The sequence below is a fragment of the Agrobacterium sp. CMT1 genome, assembly GCF_037203725.1.
In the GTDB taxonomy this organism is placed as follows: domain Bacteria; phylum Pseudomonadota; class Alphaproteobacteria; order Rhizobiales; family Rhizobiaceae; genus Agrobacterium; species Agrobacterium pusense.
Map to the genome: position 1 here is coordinate 196,234 of NZ_JBBCAR010000011.1, position 18,503 is coordinate 214,736.

Genomic DNA, 18,503 nt, shown 5'->3' on the forward strand with positions numbered 1-18,503 from the left:
CACAGGCAGGCGTACAAACCGGATCAGTCAATGGCAACACAATGTCGTCGTCTTCCGTCTAGACGGCGTTCCCCGAGGAGAACCTCATGACGGTCATGCTGGACAAGGCCCTGAGCTGGCACGATGTCGCCCTTGTGAGCCAAGGCGATCATCTCGTCCTTTCGGACGAAGCCTACCGGCGGATCGAAAGGGCAAGCCGAATTGTCGACGGCATCGTTGAAAATGGTATCCGTGCCTATGGCGTCAACACCGGTGTTGGCGCTCTGGCTGACACGGTGGTCGATCGCGCTGCCCAAGGAAAGCTTTCCCGCAGTATCGTTCTCAGTCACGCCTGCGGTGTCGGCCCATTGCTTGGCCGTCACGAGGTACGCGCAATCATTGCCTCACAAATAGCCAATTTCGCCCATGGTTACTCCGGTGTCCGCAGGAAGATCGTTGCCCATCTGACGAGGTTCCTGGAATGCGACTGTATCCCTGATGTGCCCTCAAAAGGGTCAGCCGGATATTTGATACATAATGCCCATATTGCGCTCGTGTTGATTGGCGAAGGCAGGGCAAAGCTCGGTGGCAAATCATTCAGCGGTCGGGACGCTTTGGCGGAAATGGGCCTTCAACCGCTCGTTCTTGGCGCCAAGGAAGGTTTGAGCCTCGTCAATGGCACGTCATGTGCGACGGGCCTCTCCAGTGTCGCTCTGGCACGCGCAGCACGGCTGCTTGATTGGGCGGATGCTATTGCCGCGCTGACGCTGGAAGCGGTCGGTTGCCAGATGTCGGCCTTCGGAGAAGCCGTGCTCTCGCTACGCTCCTCACCGGGCATGGCAACGGTGGGAAAAGCCCTCAGGACGCGTCTTGAAGGCAGCGGTCTCATCGAAGCGTCGCTTGGCAAGCGCACACAGGATGCCCTCAGCCTGCGCGCCGTTCCCCACGCGCATGGCGCCGCACGCGATGTGTTCGATAGCTGCGCGACCATCATCGACCGAGAACTGGCCTCCGTGACAGACAATCCGGCGCTCGCCGGGTCACCGGAAGAGCCCATCGTATGGTCGCAGGCTCACGCGGTGGCCCCGGCCCTTGGACAGGCAGCCGATAGTCTTGCCATCGCACTCTCCCAGATCGCGGCGATGAGCGAACGGCGGATTGACAGGCTCGTCAACCCTCTGGTGAGCGGGCTTCCTCCATTTCTCGCTTCCGATCCCGGCAGCCATTCCGGTTTCATGATCGCGCAATATACCGCAGCTGCGCTGTCCAACGAAAACCGGCGCCTTGCGGCGCCCGCTTCCACCGATGGCGGGCTGACCTCCGCTCTGCAAGAAGACTTCCTGGCCCATCCAACCGCCGCCGCCAACAAGCTCCTCGCAATTATCGAAAATGCCGAATATATCCTGTCGATAGAATGGATGGCGGCGACACAGGCGCATGATTTCATTCAATCCGTTGCGGCAAGGGCGCCCGGTACCGACGCGCTCTACGGCCTGCTCCGCACCCATGTCGCCCCTTACTCGGATGACCGGCCGCCCTCGGCGGACATCGAGGCTATCCGATCCCTTATGTCGCAAAACACGCCGCCAAACTGATATCAGGCGGCGCTACAGGCACATGCAAAACCGATTGACGGCCACACTGTTTCCAGCTTCTCCGTCACATCGCGAGTTTAATATCCATACCCTTAGCGCGGATGAAGGGCAGGCCTCTGCGCCGCGCGGTCCAGCCGACAACGTGAAGGCCTGCTGCTGCCGGCTCATATCGTTGGGCAATCATCCAGGATTTGCAATCAATCGCGGCAATATCGGCATCACCGTGGGCAACGGCAATCACCGAAGCGCGGTGCGAGCCAGTCTCAACCAGTTCCCGGAACATATCGAGGCCTTGACCGGCCGCCTGTAAATCGCGTTTGAGGCTGAGATAACCGGACAGGGACCGGTGCTCATTAAACGCCAGCCTTTTCTGACTGAAAAATCCGAGCGGCAGAATTGCCTCGCCTTCCTCGTACGGGGCGACGTCGTAGCCGCCTTCACCAATCCGGGCGATGAGGGCACTTGAGTAAAATGCACCCGCGCCGCCTGTGATCCCGTCATAATTGCCCTGACCGATGACCTCGACGTGTTCTTCGAGGCCAAGCTCCATAGGACCCCAGCATGTCTGGGAAACGAGAAGGTTTGGATGGCGCCACAAGACTGCGAGATCGAGGGAGAAAGGATCAAGCGTGGCAGGATCCGGAGCGATGACGGATCCTGCCGCATCACGAATGCCACCGGGAACGGGCGGCATATCTGAGTTGCGCCGGACAAGGCGCTCGGGAGCATCGATGCCTTGCGCAAGAAATCTTACGCGCATTCCCGCCCACACGGCATCGGTCTCAGCACGCAATTCCGGCCAGTCATACATCGGCAGCGCCGCTATCAAGGTCACGTCGAGGCGTCCGATCCCAAGGAATTATCGGGCATCACGTAGGCTACGAAATCAGTTGGCACATAGGTCACGGCCGTTGTTGCGGGAACCAATTCGGGCCGTCCCAATACGGGATGCACTACCGGCTCTTTCGCACGGAATGCAAAAGCGCGGAAAACCTCGAAGTAATTGGCAAAAACATAGCCCTCGTTCATCGTCTGCCATTCGGCGCGTCTGGCTTTATAAAGCGATGGCAGCTTATACCACGCCGCAGTCGGCAGCTTGTGATGCACGAAATGCAGGTTGTTGTAGAGAAACAGGGGGGCCAGAACGGAGTTCTCGACGATGATCGTCCGCCCGTCCGGCCGCTCGGCCCACTGGTGCTCACAATAGGAGCGGATGGCGATGATGGAAATGCCGAGATAGGCAGCGACACCGATATATTGCCAGAGCGGAATACCGCACAGCAGGGATATGGCCAGCAACGTGGGAATGAGACCAGCCATATGCAGAACCCAGGCATAGATGACCCGCCGGTCACCTTTGGCGATCTTTCGCCACTCCGATATCGTGAATCCGACGACCATCAGCGGCGGACCGATCAGAAGGCGTCCAATAAGCGTGTTGTTCCATCCGAGCAATGTCTTTAAAAATCCAGGCAAAGTCTCCCAGTCGCCCATGGCGCGGTAATAGCTTTCCGGGTCATCGAACGGGTCCGTCAGCCGCTCATCCGCATGGTGCTGCAGATGTGTCCGCTTGTAGCTGCGGTAGGGATAGAAAATCCCAAGCGGGGCAAACACCAGCGCTTCATTGAGCCTTGCGTTGCGGGTCGGATGCCCATGCAGCACCTCGTGCTGAAGTGATGAATGCAACGCGATAGCGATGCCCATCACGACAAGCGCTGCAAACGGATAAAGCGGATAGAGGACGTAACCAGCGCCGGCCCAGAGACCATAACAGACGATCAGCAATCCTATTGTCGGCCACTCGATCCTGAGCGACTTCGGGCGAGGCCGGCTTACTGCGTTGGATTCACTAGCAATGTCACTCATAATATCCCTCGATTAGAATGTAATGAGAGATTTTCACCCCAGGGCGCGGTACACAACGGGATCATGGTTACCAACCGTTGATTTTGATCACAAAAAGTAGAATATTGTGACAATTGTAAACAATGAGGTGAAAAGTGGACAAGCGCGCGCTTTCCAACCTGTTTCGCATCAGGCTGACGGAGCTGGTTTCCCGCTCTGGATTAAGTCATTCGGCCTTTGCAGCCGAGATCGGGATCGACCGGTCGGCTCTGTCGCAGCTTCTATCAAGCGACTCGGCGCGGCTGCCGCGCGTTGAAACGCTTCTGAATATTGCCGAACGTCATTCCGTTTCACTGGACTGGCTGCTTGGCATTTCGCACGATCCGGGGCTGATGGGCGAACTGCGCCCGAGCTTCGAGATAGAGGAAGGTGGCGAAGACTACACCGACACCCTCCTGATGAAGTGGCATGCAGAGGCCGCGGGCTCCAAGATACGCTACGTGCCGGCCCGTATTCCCGACCTGCTCCGCACGCCACAGATCATCGCATTCGAGGCGAGATCCGCACATCAAAGCGTCAAGGCGCAAGCAAGCGAAACGGCATTCAGGCTCGATTACAATCGTCAACCCGGCACGGACATGGAAGTGTGTATGCCACGCGAGACACTTGAGGCCTTTGCCCAGGGGAGCGGCATGTGGCGGGGACTGAAAAGGGAGATACGTGCGGAGCAGCTTCAGTACATGTCAAACCTGATCAATGAACTCTATCCGTCGTTCAGATTGTTCCTGTTCAATGAGAAAGAACGGTTTTCTGTGCCCTACACGATCTTTGGATCGCAACGCGCTGCGATTTTCGTCGGCGGCATGTATCTCGTGCTGAACAATGCTGAATCCATCCGAAAGATGCAGCGGCACTTCGATGAGTTGATCCGCTTCACGCGTGTTCACGCGCATCAGACTGCCGACTTCGTCAGGACGCTCGAAGTTTCGTGAAGCGAGCCCTCGGCATCCGCCGTCCAGAAATCATCCGACACAAGGTCTGCAACGCCATCTAAATCCGGACTGAGCCGCCGCGTCGTTCACGCTATACCCGCCTTTGGGATCATCCTCATACGCTCCGGCTGCTTCCGCCGTTCCGGGGCTCTTCCTGTTCTCACAATACCGGGCGCGTCATCCGCCTCAGTGAGATCGCCATATTCGCGGACAACAATGGTGACGGTTGCCTGATGCCCACGCGGCGCGACCGGAACTTTCGTTGGTGGCGAAGGTTGGGGCAGGACAATATTGCTTCACACCTCAAAGGGAGAATGAAATGGGCACCGATCGCGAGGAATGGATTTCGAAGCGCGCTTACGAACTGTGGGAGCAGGCCGGTCGTCCGGAAGGTCAGGACGAAGAGCAGTGGCATGCCGCAAGTGCCGAGTGGGAAAGTGAATTCGGTCCGGTCGACGCCCCGGTCCCGGACGGCGCAGCGGAGGAAAACCTGTCACCGCAAACGTAACAGAAGCTCGATTTCACCACAAAACTGCCAGACTGTTCAGGAGCGGCGCAACGTCCTGAACAGTCGCTCATCTCCGGGGCGATAATACCAGCGCCCGTCGGTCTTTGTCTGTTCCGGCCGACATCGGATAACTCACTCGCGAAACCGAATGGCCCATGCCTCTGGCTGCAAGATTGTCGCCATACGGGAGGGAACGTTCCTGACGCATTTGTGTTTCTCATGCGACGAAAACACCGCGTCTCCACTCACCCGCAAGATCCCACCCGTTTTCCAGAGGCATCCATGATCAGCAGAAACTCCCGTATTCTCGCCGGTGACCACCGTCAACTCGGCGCGACTGTGGACCGAGATGGCGTGAATTTCGCGCTGTTCAGCGCCCATGCGGAGCGGGTGGAACTCTGCCTGTTTTCAAGCGATGGGACCGCGGAGATTGAACGCCTCGAGCTTCCAGAATACACCAACGAGGTCTGGCACGGCTATGTACCGGGCCTGAAAGAAGGCGCACTTTACGGTTACCGCGTTTACGGGCCGTTCGAACCCGAAAGCGGGCACCGGTTCAACCCTAACAAGCTTCTGCTCGATCCCTATGCGCGCGAAGTCGTGGGCGACATAGAGTGGGGGCAGCCGCAATTTGCTTACGTGACAGACAGTCCGGACAAGGACTTGTCCTTCGACGACACTGACAGCGCGCCGTTTGTGCCAAAGGCTCGCGTGGTCGCCAGGTCCGACGCGCCGAGGGGTCAACAGCGCCCCGACGTCCCCTGGTCGAAGACAATATTTTATGAGACCCACGTCAAGGGTTTCACGCAGCTTCACCCCGCTGTTCCGGAAGCTCTCCGAGGCACATTTGAGGGCCTTGGGGAGAAAGAGATCGTCGACTACGTCAAAAGTCTGGGGGTTACCTCCATTGAGCTGCTCCCGGTACATTGGTTTCCGGACGACGCCCATTTGCTGGAAAAAGGTCTGAAAAACTATTGGGGATATAATACGCTTGCCTTCTTCGCTCCGGCGAACCGCTACATGGGTCCGCGGGGCATCCAGGGCTTTCGGGACATGGTTCGCGCTTTTCATGGTGCCGGGATCGAGGTCATCCTGGACGTCGTCTACAATCACACCGCCGAAGGCAATGAGATGGGACCAACCCTCTCTTTCAGAGGCATCGACAACTTCTCCTATTATCGCACAATGCCGGACGAGCCGCGCTACTACATCAACGACACCGGCACCGGAAACACGGTAAACACTTCCCACCCGCGCGTTTTGCAGATGGTTACGGACTCGTTGCGCTACTGGGCGCAGGAGATGGAGATCGACGGGTTCCGATTTGATCTCGGCACGATCCTGGGACGCGAGCCGGAAGGGTTCGACCAGCGCGGCGGATTCTTCGATGCCGTCGGGCAGGATCCCGTGCTGTCACGTCTGAAGCTTGTTGGAGAACCATGGGACATTGGGCCAGGCGGCTATCAAGTCGGTGGGTTTCCGCCAGGCTGGGCCGAGTGGAACGACAAGTACCGCGATACCGTGCGGGATTACTGGAGAAACAGGGATGGCACGACCAGGGATTTCGCGGCCCGTATCCTCGGCTCCGGCGATGTTTATGACTTGCGCGGCCGTCGTCCCTGGTCCGGCGTAAATTTCCTGACAGCGCATGACGGCTTCACGCTCAACGACCTCGTTTCATACAACGACAAGCACAATGAGGCGAACGGCGAGGATAACAAGGACGGTCATGGGGACAACCGAAGCTTTAATTTTGGCGTGGAAGGACCATCCGATGACGAGGGAGTGATTACTCTCCGCGACCGTCAGAAGCGAAATTTTCTTGCGACGCTTTTTCTTTCTCATGGAACACCGATGCTTCTGGCTGGCGACGAGTTTGGCCGCAGCCAGATGGGCAACAACAATGCCTACTGCCAGGATAACGAACTGAGCTGGGTGCATTGGGAGGATCTACCCGCAAGCGCCGCACAACTGCGCGATTTCGCCCGCAGATTGATTTCGCTGCGTCACGAACATTCGATTTTGAGGCGCGACGACTGGCGCGACGGAATGGTCATAACGTGGTACAACCCGGCGGCCAGCGAGCAGACCCGGGAGCAATGGGATGATCCCGGCGCCACCACCATCGGGCTGCGTGTTGGCCGCGATCACGATGAGGAAGAAGGTTGGGATGATATCCTCATCCTGTTCAATCCCCATGACGGGTCCGTTCCATTCGCTCTTCCGGAGGTAAGCGGAGGATGGGTGGAAGTCCTCACGACAGTCGATCCCGAAGCGACTGACCGAAAAATCGAAGCCGCCGAATATGTTCTGATCGACCGTAGCCTCGTGCTATTGCGTGCGGGAAAACAACCTTAAAGCGGAATAAGAGCGCTTCGCAGGATAGTATCCTGTTTGGGGCCGGCGCCGGCCCACCGGGACCGCAGGTCGGAGGAGAACCAGAACGACGCAGCGGTGCTCCAAAAATGTCAAGGCCGGAGCACCGTAGCGGCTGGCCTGACAAAACTCTTGCGCCCCCGCTTGAAACCCATGACCGGCTCGCCCAACCCGCCGAAGACCTCGGTCTCGTCTTCGCCTTCCATTACGAGGATGTCGGCCATCGCGCCGACAACCAGCCCGTAACCGTCGATCCGCATCAGCCGGGCTGCATCCTCCGAGACGAGATCCAGGCAGGCCGCGAAATCCTCCGGCCCGAGATGCATCACATTGGCGTAGAGATTGGCCATGCGCAGAAGTGAACAGTCGCCAAAGGGCGTGAACGGGTTGAGTATGTTGTTGCTGGCGATCGATGCCGTGACACCCCGATCCTTGAGGATATGCACGGGTGCTATGCCTCGCATGGCGCGAAAACCGGCTTCCCGGCCGTTCAGATAGAGATCGGTCGAAGGCAGCGCCGTTACCGCGACGCCCGCTTGGAACAACCGCGCGACCCGACGTTCAAATATTGCTTCGTTCATGGTTGCAAGCTTTGTCACGTGGCCGACAGCCACCCGCCCGCCCCAACCGGCCTTTTCCGTCCGATCGCAAATCTCCTCAAGATGCCCCCAGCTTGGATCGAGGTCAAAGTCCAGATGGAAATCCAGGTCCACGTCATGTCGCGCGGCCAAGGCGAAAAGCCGTTCCATCTGGCCGGACGGATCGCTGTCGGTATAGGGGCAGCCGCCGAGAAGGTCCGCACCTTCGACAAGCGCCTGTTCGAGCAATTCCTCCGTGCCCGGATCATTGGTCAGCCCTTCCTGCGGAAACACGCAGATGGAAAGATCAAGTGCAAAAGCATAATCCTGTCTCAACCGCTTCATCGCCTCGAAACTGCGCAAGCCCGCCCGCGGATCAACCTCCACATGGGTGCGCATGTGCATCGTACCCTTGCCAATTGCCATCTCTATCGTCCGGGCTCCGCGGGCATAGACGTCCTCGACCGTATAGTCCCGCTTCAGACGGGCAACCGCGGCAATCGCGCCCTTCAGCCCGCCTCCTGCATCGCTGCAACGGCACAAGAGGCACGACTTGTCGAGATGAACATGGGTATCGACGAAACCCGGCAGCACCAGCCTCCCACCGACTGCCTCATCCTTCCGGCCTGCTCCCGTCGCGATCTGACCAATAGCGGCAATGCGGCCATTGGTGACGCCTATATCCTGCAGCGCGGCGCATCCGTTCACGCGTGCATCGCGCAGCACAAGATCGAAGGATTCTTGAAATGACATATTGCAACTCGACGGGTAGTTTGCGTAACAATAACTGTATGCACTTTTGAAGAAACATTCGCAACAGATTTGGAGGTTCCCATGAACGAGGCAACAGAACGCGATCTGCAATCGGTGAAGGATTATCTCGCTGCTTCAATGGCGCGCGATCCTGCTCGCGCCGCGACCTATGTCGCCCCGGGCTTCATCTGCCGCTTTACCGGCAATCGGCTTTTTGACACACCGAGCGGCCCAACCGACTTCAACGCGGCTCGCTATAAATGGGTGAAGAAGCGTATCGAGCGTTACGACGTCGTGCCTGGCGAAACGGAAACCATCATCTATAGCCTCGGCTATCTCTACGGCGAATGGCCGGACGGCACCCCTTTCGACAACAACCGATATATCGACCGATTCACCGTGCGTGACGGCCTGATCCTGGATACAGACGTCTGGAACGACAGCGCCGAATGGATACTCGACCCATCCGTCGCCCGCTAAACGTCAGAGGAGCCCGGCTCCTTTCAGTCTGCATAAGGCGCCAGGATATCCATCAGGTCGCGTGGCTTGGCGCCTGAGCTTTGCAACAGCGCCCGCGAGGCAACCGCCTCGAGATGCTCGACCATCATCGCCTCAGCCTTCTCCGCCGGCCCGGTGCGGATCACCTCGATCAGGTCAAGATGCTCGCTGACCGCGCAGTCGGAGGAGTGTGGCCGCCCGAAGGCAGCAAGCGACAGGCCTGCACGATAACAGATTTCCGTGACATATCGGATCAGGATAGGCTTGCCGGTCATCTCTGCCAGAAGCACGTGGAAGTCTGTGGCGAGGCGGATCGAAGCGCCTTCAGGCCCGTGCCGGGCCTCATGCTCGGCCTCAACGATTGCCCTCAGCTGCTTGGCCTGCGCGTCCGTCAACTTGCCCGCGAGACGTCTCACCACCTGCTTTTCCAGATCAAGGCGGATGTCAAAAATATCCCGTGCATCCTCGAAGGATGGCGTAGCGACCACGGCGATACGGTTTCGCCGAAGGTCGATGAGACCTTCGGCCGCAAGCTGGCCGAGCGCGTGACGGGCAATAGTGCGACTGACACCGAACCGCTCACCGAGCGCATCCTCCGGCAGCCGGTCACCCGGCTGCAGCGCCCGCTCGATGATGGCACGGCGCAGAGCCGTACAAATCGCTGCGACGCGATCCCCTTCACCTCTTACCGAACGTTTACTGCCGGTCATTGCCAACCCTCTTCTACGGCCAATCGATAAGCGAGGCGACGGGGAAAATCAACTCGGCGCGCTGCCGCATTTAAATGCAAGGCAAATCAAAAATGCCCAAAACACATGCATACAATTAGTGCATTCATTTTACACGCCGGAGATATCGCATGCAGAACAAGACAATTGAACATGCATGTATGTTGGCACGTATATTGCATACAGTTATCGAAACGCTTTCACGGTGACCTAATGCTGACTGTGCCTAAACTGACGACATCCGCCGCTCCCGCCGTGGAGCTCTCGCAAGCCGCGGTTTCCTTCGGCCGCAAGGAACAGGCAGTCGTTGCGCTGCAAGAGACGAATCTGCGCATTGCCGACGGGGAATTTGTGGCACTCGTCGGCCCCTCCGGCTGCGGCAAGTCAACGATCATGCGGCTTACCGCCGGCCTGCTGCAGCCGACCAGGGGCGCGGTCATCGTTGGCGGGCGAGAAGTTGGCGCCAAGGCGCTACGCATCGGCATGGCCTTCCAGAACCCGACCATGCTTCCCTGGCTGACGATAGAGCGCAACGTGATGTTGCCACTCAAGATCGTGAAGCCGTTCCGTGCCGAATACCGAGCGAAGAAAAACGGTGAATTCCGCGACCGGGTCCGCGCCTTGCTTGCAGATGTCGGCCTGGACAAGTTCGCCAGCCATTACCCATGGCAGCTCTCCGGTGGAATGCTCCAGCGCGCCAATCTCTGCCGAGCGCTCGTTCACGAACCCAGCCTGCTTCTGCTCGACGAACCCTTTGGCGCGCTCGATCAATTTACCCGCGAAGAACTATGGGGCACGATGCAGTCGCTCTGGATGAAGCGCAAGCCGACCGTCCTGCTCATCACCCATGACCTGAAGGAAGCAGGTTTCCTGGCATCCCGCATCTGCGTCATGAGTGCGCGGCCCGGTCGCATTATCGATGATAGCCCCGTCGATTTCCGGCGCCCCCGCACAATCGAAATGACCTTCGAGCACGATTTCGTCGCGCTCAACCAGCGCCTGCGCGAACTCATCATCGATGCCCGGTCTGACACCGCCATCCAGGGAGCCTGACCCATGACCTACGAATTGCGCCGCCGCTTCTGGGCCGCCGCTCTCATCCTCGCGTTCTTCGTCCTTTGGGAAATCCTCTGTATCGCCTTGCAGGTGTCCGATCTCGTCGTGCCTCGTCCAAGCCAGGTCTTCCAGACGCTGGTCGAGCGCTTTCCGATCCTCGTGCCACATATAATACAGACACTCTGGACGACGATGGTTGGCTTTGTCCTCGGAGTGGCGGTCGGCGTTGCCATTGGGGCTGCAATCGGCGTGTCGCGCGTGGCTTACGATACGGCTTACCCTTTGTTGATCGGTTTTTCGTCGATCCCCAAGGTAGCGGTTGTGCCAATCTTCGTTCTGTGGTTCGGCTCCGGCTCCGTGCCGGCAATTCTCACTGCGCTCGCCATGTGCTTCTTCCCGATCGTCGTCAACATCGCTACCGGCCTTGCAACGACAGAGCCGGAGCTGGAGGACGTGCTTAAATCGCTGGGCGCAAGCAAGCTCGACATCCTCTGGAATGTCGGACTGCCGCGCACGATGCCCTTCTTTTTCGCCTCGCTGAAGATCGCCGTCACCTTCGCCTTCGTCGGCTCTGTCCTGTCGGAAACCGTGGCCTCCAACCGCGGGATCGGCAATGTCATGATGTCGGCTTCGTCCAATTTCGATGTGCCGCTGGTCTTTGCTGGCCTTTTCATCCTCGCCCTTCTGGGTGTGCTTCTCTACGTCGCCTTCTCCCTTATCGAGGCACGCGTCACGGGCTGGGCCGCCCGCGGCCAGGATTTCACTGCCGCCTGAACATCTACTCAAAACAAATGGAGCCAGACATGCTGAAGAAACTGATCTCGACTCTTGCACTTAGCCTTTGCCTCGGCGGTGTCGCCCGGGCTGACACGGATATCAAGTTCACCCTCGGCTGGAAGACGCAAGGCTCGGACGCCCCCTTCCTGCTCGCCTTGCAGAAGGGCTACTTCAAGGACGAGGGCCTCAATGTCACCATCGATCAGGGCGAGGGTTCGGCGGCAACGGTCACGCGTATCATGTCGGGCGTCTACGATGCCGGCTTCGGCGATATCAATGCCATCATCCAGAATGCCGCCACACGGCCGAACGACGTGCCCGTCATGGTCTACCAGCTTTGGAGCAAGCCGCCCTTCGCCATCGTCAGCAAGAAGGAAACCAACATCACCAAGCCGGCCGATCTGGAAGGCAAGAAGCTGGGCGGTGCGCAGGGCACACCTACAACTCGCCTCGTCAACGTGCTGGGTACGATCAACAAGGTTGACATGACCAAGGTCGCGATCGAGAACATGGGTCCCAACCTGCAGGAGCCGATGCTCATCAAGGGCGATATCGACGGCGCCCTCGTGTTCAACATCACCAGCTGGTTCAACCTCATCAATAATCGCCAGGACCCGGCAAAGGACTATAACTGGCTGTCCTTCGGCGATTATGGCCTTGATCTCTACGCCAACGGCATGATGGTGTCGCAGAAACTCGTCAGGGAAAACCCGAAAGCGGTGGAGGGACTGGTACGCGCGGTGAACAAGGCCACCAGGGAAATCGCCGAAAATTCCAGGGCAGGCATAGAGGCCGTGTTGGCCTACGACAATCTTGCCAAGGAAGAACTCGAACTTGCGCGCATGAAATTCTCCTACGAGAACCTGATCATCTCGCCGGAAGTCGAAAGGCTCGGCCTCGGCGACGTTGATGACGCTCGTCTTGCGCGTTCGATCGATATCGTGGCCGAAGGCTATCAGCTGCCTTCCAAGCCAAAGCCCGAACAGGTATTCACCCGCCAGTTCCTGCCGTCCCTGGACGACCGCCAGCTCGCCTACAAGATCGACTGAGCGAGCCACGATGTGCATCCCTGGCCGGAAGTTTCCGGCCAGTCCGTCAAGAGAGGAAATATCATGTCGCTACCTGTGCCGGAAGCTGCCCTGCCGGGAATGGTCACCAGTCCACATCCCCTGGCTAGCGAAGCCGGCGCAGCGGTACTAAGACGTGGCGGCAATGCTACCGAGGCGGCCGTTGCGATCGCTGCGGCACTTGCGGTGGTGATGCCGCATTTTTGCGGTCTGGGCGGCGATGCCGTATGGCTGGTCGCCGACAAGCAGGGCCTCTGCCGGTCCTTTCTGGGAATAGGTCAGGCCGCGGCGGTCCTTCCCGACTATCAGACGGCAATCCCGCTGCGCGGCCCCTCTTCCATGATAACGACCGCCTGCGCGGTAGATAGCTGGGGTCATGCCCTGGCGTTTGGACAGCAGCATTGGCAAGGCCGCGAGCAGCTTTCCGATCTTCTGATGCCCGCAATAGCTTTTGCGGAAAGCGGATACCAGCCGGGCAACACACAAGATTTCTGGCTTGAATTCAGACGCCCCGAAATAGCCCAATGGCCGGGTTTCGCAGCCGCGTTTGATCATCCAGCAAGCATGGGCATTTTCACGCAACGTCCGCTCGCTCGAACCCTTCGGCACATCGCCGAGCATGGCTATCGGTCGTTTTATGAGGGAGAGTTGGCGCGCCGCCTTGGAGAGGCGATGGCTTCGCTGGGCTCGCCGATCACTGCTGTCGACTTGCAGCTCACCCGCACCCGCGATGCGGAACCCGTGTCGCAGGACTATCGCGGCGTAACGCTTTTCGCCCCGCCCCCGCCGACGCAAGGGGTTTCCACACTTGCAATCCTTGGCATTCTGTCCCGGCTGGATTTGGCGTCACTACCGCCATCAAGCACAGCGCGTTACCATCTTTTGGTTGAAGCCGTGAAACAGGCGTTCCTCGATCGCGAGCACATCGCCGACGCGGATTTCGCCGACGGCCACTCTCCCGGCTTTCTTGACCCAACCCGGCTTGAGAAGAAAGCTCAGGCCATCGACCACGAGCGGGCGCTCGAATGGCCTCATGCTTACCAGCATGGTGACACGGTCTTCTTCGCGGCAACCGACGAGCAGGGGCGCTGTGCAAGCGTGCTTCAGAGCACATATTTCGACTGGGGCAGCGGCGTGGTCGTTGGCGACACCGGCGTCATCTGGCAGAACCGCGGCGCGGCGTTTTCGGTTGCAAGCGGCCATCCGAACGCCATAAAGCCTGGAAAGCGGCCCTTCTATACCCTCAACCCGGGCATCGCGTTCAAGGATGGATCCCCCTATTTGCTTTACGGAACGCAAGGGGCAGATGGCCAGCCGCAAACATTGTCGCTGGTGCTCACAGGCCTGCTCGACTACGGCATGACGCCCGAACAGGCTTTGGCACAACCTCGTTTTCTGCTTGGCAAGACATTTTCCGACGTGCATCACAGCCTGAAAGTCGAGCAGTCGCCTGACGCGAACATTATCGGGGGACTGACTGCGCTTGGGCATGACGTCTTGCCACTGCCGGCACTGTCGCCGATTTTCGGACAGGCGGGCGTCATCTGCATCCAGGATCAAGAAACGATTCTTGGATCCCACGATCCACGTGGTGAAGGCGTTGCCATGTGTGTTTCCACCGATCGAAAATCAGCAACGTGGTTTCCGTGATCAAGCAGCAGCTCTCATGGCGTCCTCCTTGGTCTCAAAGAGTATCGAATGGTTTTCCTGCCCTCGGCGCGATTTTCGTGAAGAGCAAATCCTGATCTTGCCACTGTTCTTCGAAACTCGTGATTGAGCGGGCGCTCATTTCGGGCTCGAGCGCACCCAGTTCTACCGCCGTATCCGTCGATATCGAGCGGAGTGTTCACTGCGTTGCTCCAAAGCAGGTCTGTAGCATCTGGCCATTGCTTTCGCGTCCACGCGCAAAGGCCGCGCGGAGCGCGTTTCGCCGTCGAAACCGTCGCGTTCAGACCGCGCTGGCTATACGGGACAAGACGACGCTCCTCGGCGGTTTTTGCACGCCGGACGGGTTGGTCAATCCAATTCAAAACAGTTTATGCCACTCCTTGCATTACTGGTGGACGGATATCGTGTATTTCTGGGGAAAGTCGGTGAAGGAGGGAATAATGCGGGTCAAAGCAGCTGTGTTGCAGAGGATGAATGTGTCTCCTCCTTACCGCGAAAGCAGGCCTCTTGCGATTGAGGAAATCGAACTTTCGCAGCCCGGCCTCGGCGAAGTCCTCGTTCGCATCCGCGCCGCCGGCCTTTGTCACTCCGATCTTTCCGTCATCAACGGTGACAGGCCCCGGCCAATGCCGATGGCGCTGGGGCACGAGGCAGCCGGCGTTGTCGAGGCCCTTGGGGATGGGGTCCGGGACCTCGAACCGGGTGATCACGTCGTAATGGTCTTCATGCCGAGCTGCGGGCATTGTCTGCCTTGTGCGGAAGGTCGGCCAGCGCTTTGCGAACCGGGTGCTGCGGCCAACGCAGCAGGAACACTTGTCGGCGGCGCGATGAGGCTGAATTATCGCGGTCAAGCCGTCCATCATCATCTCGGGGTATCCGCTTTTGCCGAATATGCCGTCGTTTCGCGCAATTCACTTATCAAGATCGACCGCGACCTGCCATTTGTGGAAGCCGCGCTTTTCGGCTGCGCGGTTCTGACAGGCGTGGGCGCAGTCGTGAATACGGCTGAGATAAAGGCCGGCTCAACCGCCGTCGTCATCGGGCTGGGTGGCGTTGGTCTTGCCGCGGTGCTGGGAGCCCGGGCGGCTGGCGCCAGCAAGATCGTCGCCGTCGATCTTTCAGAGGAAAAGCTGGCGCTTGCTGGTGAACTTGGTGCGACAGCAGTGGTGAACGGACGCGATGAAGATGCCGTCGAACAGGTTCGACAGCTTACCTCCGGCGGCGCTGACTATGCATTCGAGATGGCCGGTTCCATTCCCGCTCTCGAAAATGCCTTCAGGATGACCAAACGCGGCGGCACGACCGTGACCGCAGGCCTGCCGCCGCCGTCCGCGACCCTGCCGGTGAACATCGTGCAACTGGTTGCCGAGGAGAGGACACTCAAAGGCAGCTACATCGGCACCTGTGTGCCCGTCCGCGATATTCCGCGGTTCATCGCGCTTTACCGTGATGGGCGGCTGCCGGTGAACCGTTTGCTCAGTGCAAGGCTCAAGCTCGAGGATATCAACGAAGGTTTCGACCGCCTGCATGACGGAAGCGCCGTACGCCAGGTCATCGAGTTCTAGGAGCTGCGACGGGATGCCACTGCCACCGAGATCGCTTCGGAAACCCGGGCGACAAGCCCGGATCCGCTAATTTGAAGACACGCCATCCGATGATCCTGACAGCCCGCATCGCAGAGCACGATCTCATGCCCTTCGATCTGCTTCGTCAGCAATATTTCCCGCAGGACCGGAATTTCCTGCGGGCGCATCTGACGATGTTTTACCGCCTGCCGGGCGAATATGTTGATGTAATTGGCGAGAGCCTTCGATCCATTGCGAAAGGTACCAGCGTGATTTCGGCCCAAGTCAGCGGTGTCCGTCACCTCGGTGCTGGCGTCGCGTTCACGATCGAAAGCGCGACGCTGAGCTCGGTTCGTGGTGCCCTGCGGAGCGATTTCGTCCAATGGCTTGGCTCTCAAGACATGCAGGCGTGGCGACCGCACATCACGGTTCAAAACAAGGCTTCGCGAGCGAAGGCGAACGAGCTTTATCGCACGCTTGCAGATGGCTTCTCGCCCCACGACATCACGATTGTAGGGCTTGACCTGTGGAGATATCTCGGTGGCCCCTGGGAAAGGGAGGCCACCGTGCCGTTCACCGATTGATACGCTGCGGCGAAGATTCCGATTGTCTCAAACCATAAAGGGCGGACGTTTCAGGCTGCCGCGATCAGACGCGTTGCCGGCCGGGTGGCGGAAAGCTGAGGGCCGAGCGCGAGACGTGCCACCTCATAGGCGTGCCATAGCTCGACATCCCTGAGCGCGGGAATGGTGCTGGTTTCCCCCTGATCGAGCCCGGCCAACGCGGCATCGACCATATCCTCGGCCTGCATGACGATCTCGTTGGGAAGATGTTCGACCGGCAGGCCTCCGATTGCCCAGAAGTCGGTCCGGGTGGCACCGGGCAGGACGGCCTGCGCCCGGATGCCACGGTCCGCGAGTTCGTGATTGAGCGATGTGGTAAACGCCTGCACAAAAGCCTTGGTACCACCGTAAACGCCGTTGAGCAGTTCTGGCGCAACCGCAACGATCGAAGCGATATTGATCACCGTGCCGCCGCCGCGCGCCACCAGGCCTGGCACTGCCGCGTATGTCAGGCGCATCAAAGCGGTCACGTTGAGCCGGACCATGGCTTCCATGCGATCGACATCGCTTTCCAGCAGCGTCGTGTGGGTGCCGATACCGGCGTTGTTGACCAGCGCCGTGATGTTGGCGTCTTCACGCAGCACTTTTTCAACGCGGGCAAGATCGGCCGTATCGCCCAGATCGGCGGCAAGCACTTTAACCACACGATCCGTCTTGTTCGATATCTCAGAGGCGAGCGACTGCAGCTTGTCCCCGTTTCGGGCTACAAGGATCAGGTCATAACCGCGCGCGGCTAGACGGTCAGCGTAGATCGCGCCGATGCCGGTTGAGGCGCCGGTGATAAGTGCAGTTCCCTTTGTGGTCATTGGTCTGTTCCTTGTTCGGGGGAAAGCGCCATCGCTTTCGACACGGACGTTATGGACCAGATGACATTTGTCCGATATGACGTATAAACTACGTTTTTAAGACACAGGATAGGAGGAACGGGTGCCTCATATTTCCATGGTGCTGACGCCGGGTTTCCAGTTTCTCGCGCTGGGCGTCCAAGCTGCTTTCGAGTTGGCCAATGTGTTGAGGGATGAAGCCTATTATACGCTCTCGATCACCTCGGTCGAAGGTGGCCCTGTCATGTCGTCCAGCGGTTTTTCCGTACCGACCACAAAACTCGATGAGGTGGGACAGGTGGATACACTGCTTCTTCTGGCAGGCCTCCTTCCGCCTCCGCAGCAGGATGAACCAACGCTTGCCACCTTGCGCGCAATGGCCAGGGCATCGCGGCGGGTCGCAGGGCTCTGCACCGGATCGTTTCTGCTTGGGCAAATGGGATTTCTCGACGGACGGCGCGCAACCACCCACTGGTCCTATGCGCAGGAGATGCGCAGGTCCTTCCCAAAGGTGCGCGTTGAAGACGATCGCATCTTCATCAACGAGGGACCGGTCTGGACATCGGCCGGCCTGACCGCCGGCCTGGATCTCGCAGTGGCACTGATCGAAAAAGATCTGGGACGCGATGTGGCAGGCGCGATAGCCCGAAGACTTGTAATGCATCATCGCCGTGCCGGCGGTCAGTCGCAACATTCTGAATTGCTTCAACTTGCACCCAGCAGTGACCGCATCCAGAAGACGCTGATCCATGCGAAGACACATCTTGCCAACCCTTTGACCGTCGAGGAACTGGCTGAGGTCGCGGCACTCTCGCCCCGCCAGTTCAGCCGTGCGTTTCATGCCGAAACCGGCCAGACACCCGCCAAGGCCGTGGAGCAAATCCGCCTTGAGGCAGCTCGCCTGATGATCGAGGAGACCCGGCACCCGATGGATCAGATCGCGCGCGAAAGTGGCTTCGTCGATCTTCGGCGCATGCGCGATGCCTTCATGCGGCAGTATGGACAACCGCCGCAAACCATCAGGCGGCTTGCAAGGACCGCCTGATTAGATAGTCTGAAGAGAGATAAGTG

17 protein-coding genes are annotated in these 18,503 nt (G+C 59.0%); 12 read left to right on the forward strand and 5 right to left on the reverse strand.

Annotated elements, in window-relative coordinates; all coding sequences use genetic code 11:
- Positions 1–86: 86 nt before the first annotated feature.
- Positions 87–1,574, forward strand: a complete 1,488-nt coding sequence (locus WA845_RS14890) for an HAL/PAL/TAL family ammonia-lyase (RefSeq protein ID WP_112555466.1) — start codon at positions 87–89, stop codon at positions 1,572–1,574.
- Positions 1,575–1,638: 64 nt separating this feature from the next.
- Here WA845_RS14890 and WA845_RS14895 read toward each other — a convergent pair whose 3' ends face one another.
- Together WA845_RS14895 and WA845_RS14900 are read right to left on the reverse strand one after the other, a co-directional pair.
- Positions 1,639–2,385 carry a phosphate/phosphite/phosphonate ABC transporter substrate-binding protein gene (locus tag WA845_RS14895; protein WP_162719236.1) on the reverse strand — a complete coding sequence of 249 codons (747 nt, stop codon included), beginning with the start codon at positions 2,383–2,385 and terminating at the stop codon, positions 1,639–1,641.
- A gap of 20 nt (positions 2,386–2,405) precedes the next feature.
- Positions 2,406–3,440: a fatty acid desaturase gene (locus tag WA845_RS14900; RefSeq protein ID WP_112555462.1), complete on the reverse strand. Its 1,035-nt coding sequence runs from the start codon at positions 3,438–3,440 to the stop codon at positions 2,406–2,408.
- Positions 3,441–3,574: 134 nt separating this feature from the next.
- On the opposite strand from WA845_RS14900, the gene WA845_RS14905 reads away from it, so the two are divergent.
- The 3 genes from WA845_RS14905 (at position 3,575) to glgX (ending at position 7,277) form a co-directional block, all read left to right on the forward strand.
- Complete coding sequence (locus WA845_RS14905; protein ID WP_006698704.1) at positions 3,575–4,411, forward strand: helix-turn-helix domain-containing protein; 837 nt, start codon at positions 3,575–3,577, stop codon at positions 4,409–4,411.
- Positions 4,412–4,730: 319 nt separating this feature from the next.
- A complete protein-coding gene (locus WA845_RS14910) occupies positions 4,731–4,919 on the forward strand; it encodes a DUF2934 domain-containing protein (RefSeq protein WP_004438121.1) in 189 nt (62 codons plus the stop codon).
- Between the two features lie 282 nt (positions 4,920–5,201).
- Positions 5,202–7,277, forward strand: coding sequence for a glycogen debranching protein GlgX (gene glgX / locus WA845_RS14915; protein WP_112555460.1), 2,076 nt, complete (start codon positions 5,202–5,204; stop codon positions 7,275–7,277).
- 110 nt (positions 7,278–7,387) lie between these two features.
- Here the strand turns inward: glgX and WA845_RS14920 are convergent, their stop codons facing one another.
- Complete coding sequence (locus tag WA845_RS14920) at positions 7,388–8,626, reverse strand: amidohydrolase family protein (RefSeq protein WP_112555458.1); 1,239 nt, start codon at positions 8,624–8,626, stop codon at positions 7,388–7,390.
- Positions 8,627–8,707: 81 nt separating this feature from the next.
- Here WA845_RS14920 and WA845_RS14925 point away from each other — a divergent pair, with 81 nt between their 5' ends.
- Complete coding sequence (locus tag WA845_RS14925) at positions 8,708–9,106, forward strand: nuclear transport factor 2 family protein (RefSeq protein ID WP_006698707.1); 399 nt, start codon at positions 8,708–8,710, stop codon at positions 9,104–9,106.
- Between the two features lie 23 nt (positions 9,107–9,129).
- On the opposite strand, the gene WA845_RS14930 is transcribed toward WA845_RS14925, so the two are convergent.
- Positions 9,130–9,834: a GntR family transcriptional regulator gene (locus tag WA845_RS14930; RefSeq protein ID WP_037090971.1), complete on the reverse strand. Its 705-nt coding sequence runs from the start codon at positions 9,832–9,834 to the stop codon at positions 9,130–9,132.
- A 231-nt stretch (positions 9,835–10,065) separates the two neighbouring features.
- Between WA845_RS14930 and WA845_RS14935 the strand changes: the two genes are divergently transcribed.
- The 6 genes from WA845_RS14935 to WA845_RS14960 all read left to right on the forward strand — a co-directional run bounded on the left by WA845_RS14935 (position 10,066) and on the right by WA845_RS14960 (position 16,569).
- Positions 10,066–10,905 carry an ABC transporter ATP-binding protein gene (locus tag WA845_RS14935; RefSeq protein ID WP_006698709.1) on the forward strand — a complete coding sequence of 280 codons (840 nt, stop codon included), beginning with the start codon at positions 10,066–10,068 and terminating at the stop codon, positions 10,903–10,905.
- A 3-nt stretch (positions 10,906–10,908) separates the two neighbouring features.
- On the forward strand, positions 10,909–11,682 hold the full coding sequence (locus WA845_RS14940; RefSeq protein ID WP_006698710.1) for an ABC transporter permease: 774 nt from the start codon (positions 10,909–10,911) through the stop codon (positions 11,680–11,682).
- Between the two features lie 29 nt (positions 11,683–11,711).
- Positions 11,712–12,734, forward strand: a complete 1,023-nt coding sequence (locus WA845_RS14945; protein WP_112555614.1) for an ABC transporter substrate-binding protein — start codon at positions 11,712–11,714, stop codon at positions 12,732–12,734.
- Positions 12,735–12,833: 99 nt separating this feature from the next.
- Entirely contained in the window at positions 12,834–14,402 is a 1,569-nt protein-coding gene (locus WA845_RS14950; RefSeq protein ID WP_174151638.1) for a gamma-glutamyltransferase family protein, read from the forward strand.
- A 458-nt stretch (positions 14,403–14,860) separates the two neighbouring features.
- Positions 14,861–15,985: a zinc-dependent alcohol dehydrogenase family protein gene (locus WA845_RS14955; RefSeq protein ID WP_022563521.1), complete on the forward strand. Its 1,125-nt coding sequence runs from the start codon at positions 14,861–14,863 to the stop codon at positions 15,983–15,985.
- Positions 15,986–16,110: 125 nt separating this feature from the next.
- The gene (locus WA845_RS14960) at positions 16,111–16,569 is read left to right on the forward strand and encodes a 2'-5' RNA ligase family protein (protein ID WP_223215420.1); all 459 of its coding nucleotides are present in this window, start codon (positions 16,111–16,113) and stop codon (positions 16,567–16,569) included.
- Positions 16,570–16,619: 50 nt separating this feature from the next.
- Here WA845_RS14960 and WA845_RS14965 read toward each other — a convergent pair whose 3' ends face one another.
- Positions 16,620–17,414 (reverse strand): SDR family NAD(P)-dependent oxidoreductase, encoded by a 795-nt coding sequence (locus tag WA845_RS14965; RefSeq protein ID WP_337322437.1) that lies wholly within the window; start codon positions 17,412–17,414, stop codon positions 16,620–16,622.
- A gap of 121 nt (positions 17,415–17,535) precedes the next feature.
- On the opposite strand from WA845_RS14965, the gene WA845_RS14970 reads away from it, so the two are divergent.
- Positions 17,536–18,477, forward strand: coding sequence for a GlxA family transcriptional regulator (locus WA845_RS14970; protein WP_282454772.1), 942 nt, complete (start codon positions 17,536–17,538; stop codon positions 18,475–18,477).
- The last annotated feature ends 26 nt before the right edge of the window (positions 18,478–18,503 follow it).

Bases quoted from the DNA above. Each gene is read 5' to 3' on its own strand.
- WA845_RS14955 (WP_022563521.1), top strand. From the start codon at position 14,861: ATGCGGGTCAAAGCAGCTGTGTTGCAGAGGATGAATGTGTCTCCTCCT.
- WA845_RS14925 (WP_006698707.1), top strand. From the start codon at position 8,708: ATGAACGAGGCAACAGAACGCGATCTGCAATCGGTGAAGGATTATCTC.
- glgX (WP_112555460.1), top strand. From the start codon at position 5,202: ATGATCAGCAGAAACTCCCGTATTCTCGCCGGTGACCACCGTCAACTC.
- WA845_RS14945 (WP_112555614.1), top strand. From the start codon at position 11,712: ATGCTGAAGAAACTGATCTCGACTCTTGCACTTAGCCTTTGCCTCGGC.
- WA845_RS14895 (WP_162719236.1), bottom strand. From the start codon at position 2,385: ATGTATGACTGGCCGGAATTGCGTGCTGAGACCGATGCCGTGTGGGCG.
- WA845_RS14950 (WP_174151638.1), top strand. From the start codon at position 12,834: ATGGTCACCAGTCCACATCCCCTGGCTAGCGAAGCCGGCGCAGCGGTA.
- WA845_RS14930 (WP_037090971.1), bottom strand. From the start codon at position 9,834: ATGACCGGCAGTAAACGTTCGGTAAGAGGTGAAGGGGATCGCGTCGCA.
- WA845_RS14935 (WP_006698709.1), top strand. From the start codon at position 10,066: ATGCTGACTGTGCCTAAACTGACGACATCCGCCGCTCCCGCCGTGGAG.
- WA845_RS14890 (WP_112555466.1), top strand. From the start codon at position 87: ATGACGGTCATGCTGGACAAGGCCCTGAGCTGGCACGATGTCGCCCTT.
- WA845_RS14910 (WP_004438121.1), top strand. From the start codon at position 4,731: ATGGGCACCGATCGCGAGGAATGGATTTCGAAGCGCGCTTACGAACTG.
- WA845_RS14965 (WP_337322437.1), bottom strand. From the start codon at position 17,414: ATGACCACAAAGGGAACTGCACTTATCACCGGCGCCTCAACCGGCATC.
- WA845_RS14920 (WP_112555458.1), bottom strand. From the start codon at position 8,626: ATGTCATTTCAAGAATCCTTCGATCTTGTGCTGCGCGATGCACGCGTG.
- WA845_RS14900 (WP_112555462.1), bottom strand. From the start codon at position 3,440: ATGAGTGACATTGCTAGTGAATCCAACGCAGTAAGCCGGCCTCGCCCG.
- WA845_RS14960 (WP_223215420.1), top strand. From the start codon at position 16,111: ATGCCCTTCGATCTGCTTCGTCAGCAATATTTCCCGCAGGACCGGAAT.
- WA845_RS14940 (WP_006698710.1), top strand. From the start codon at position 10,909: ATGACCTACGAATTGCGCCGCCGCTTCTGGGCCGCCGCTCTCATCCTC.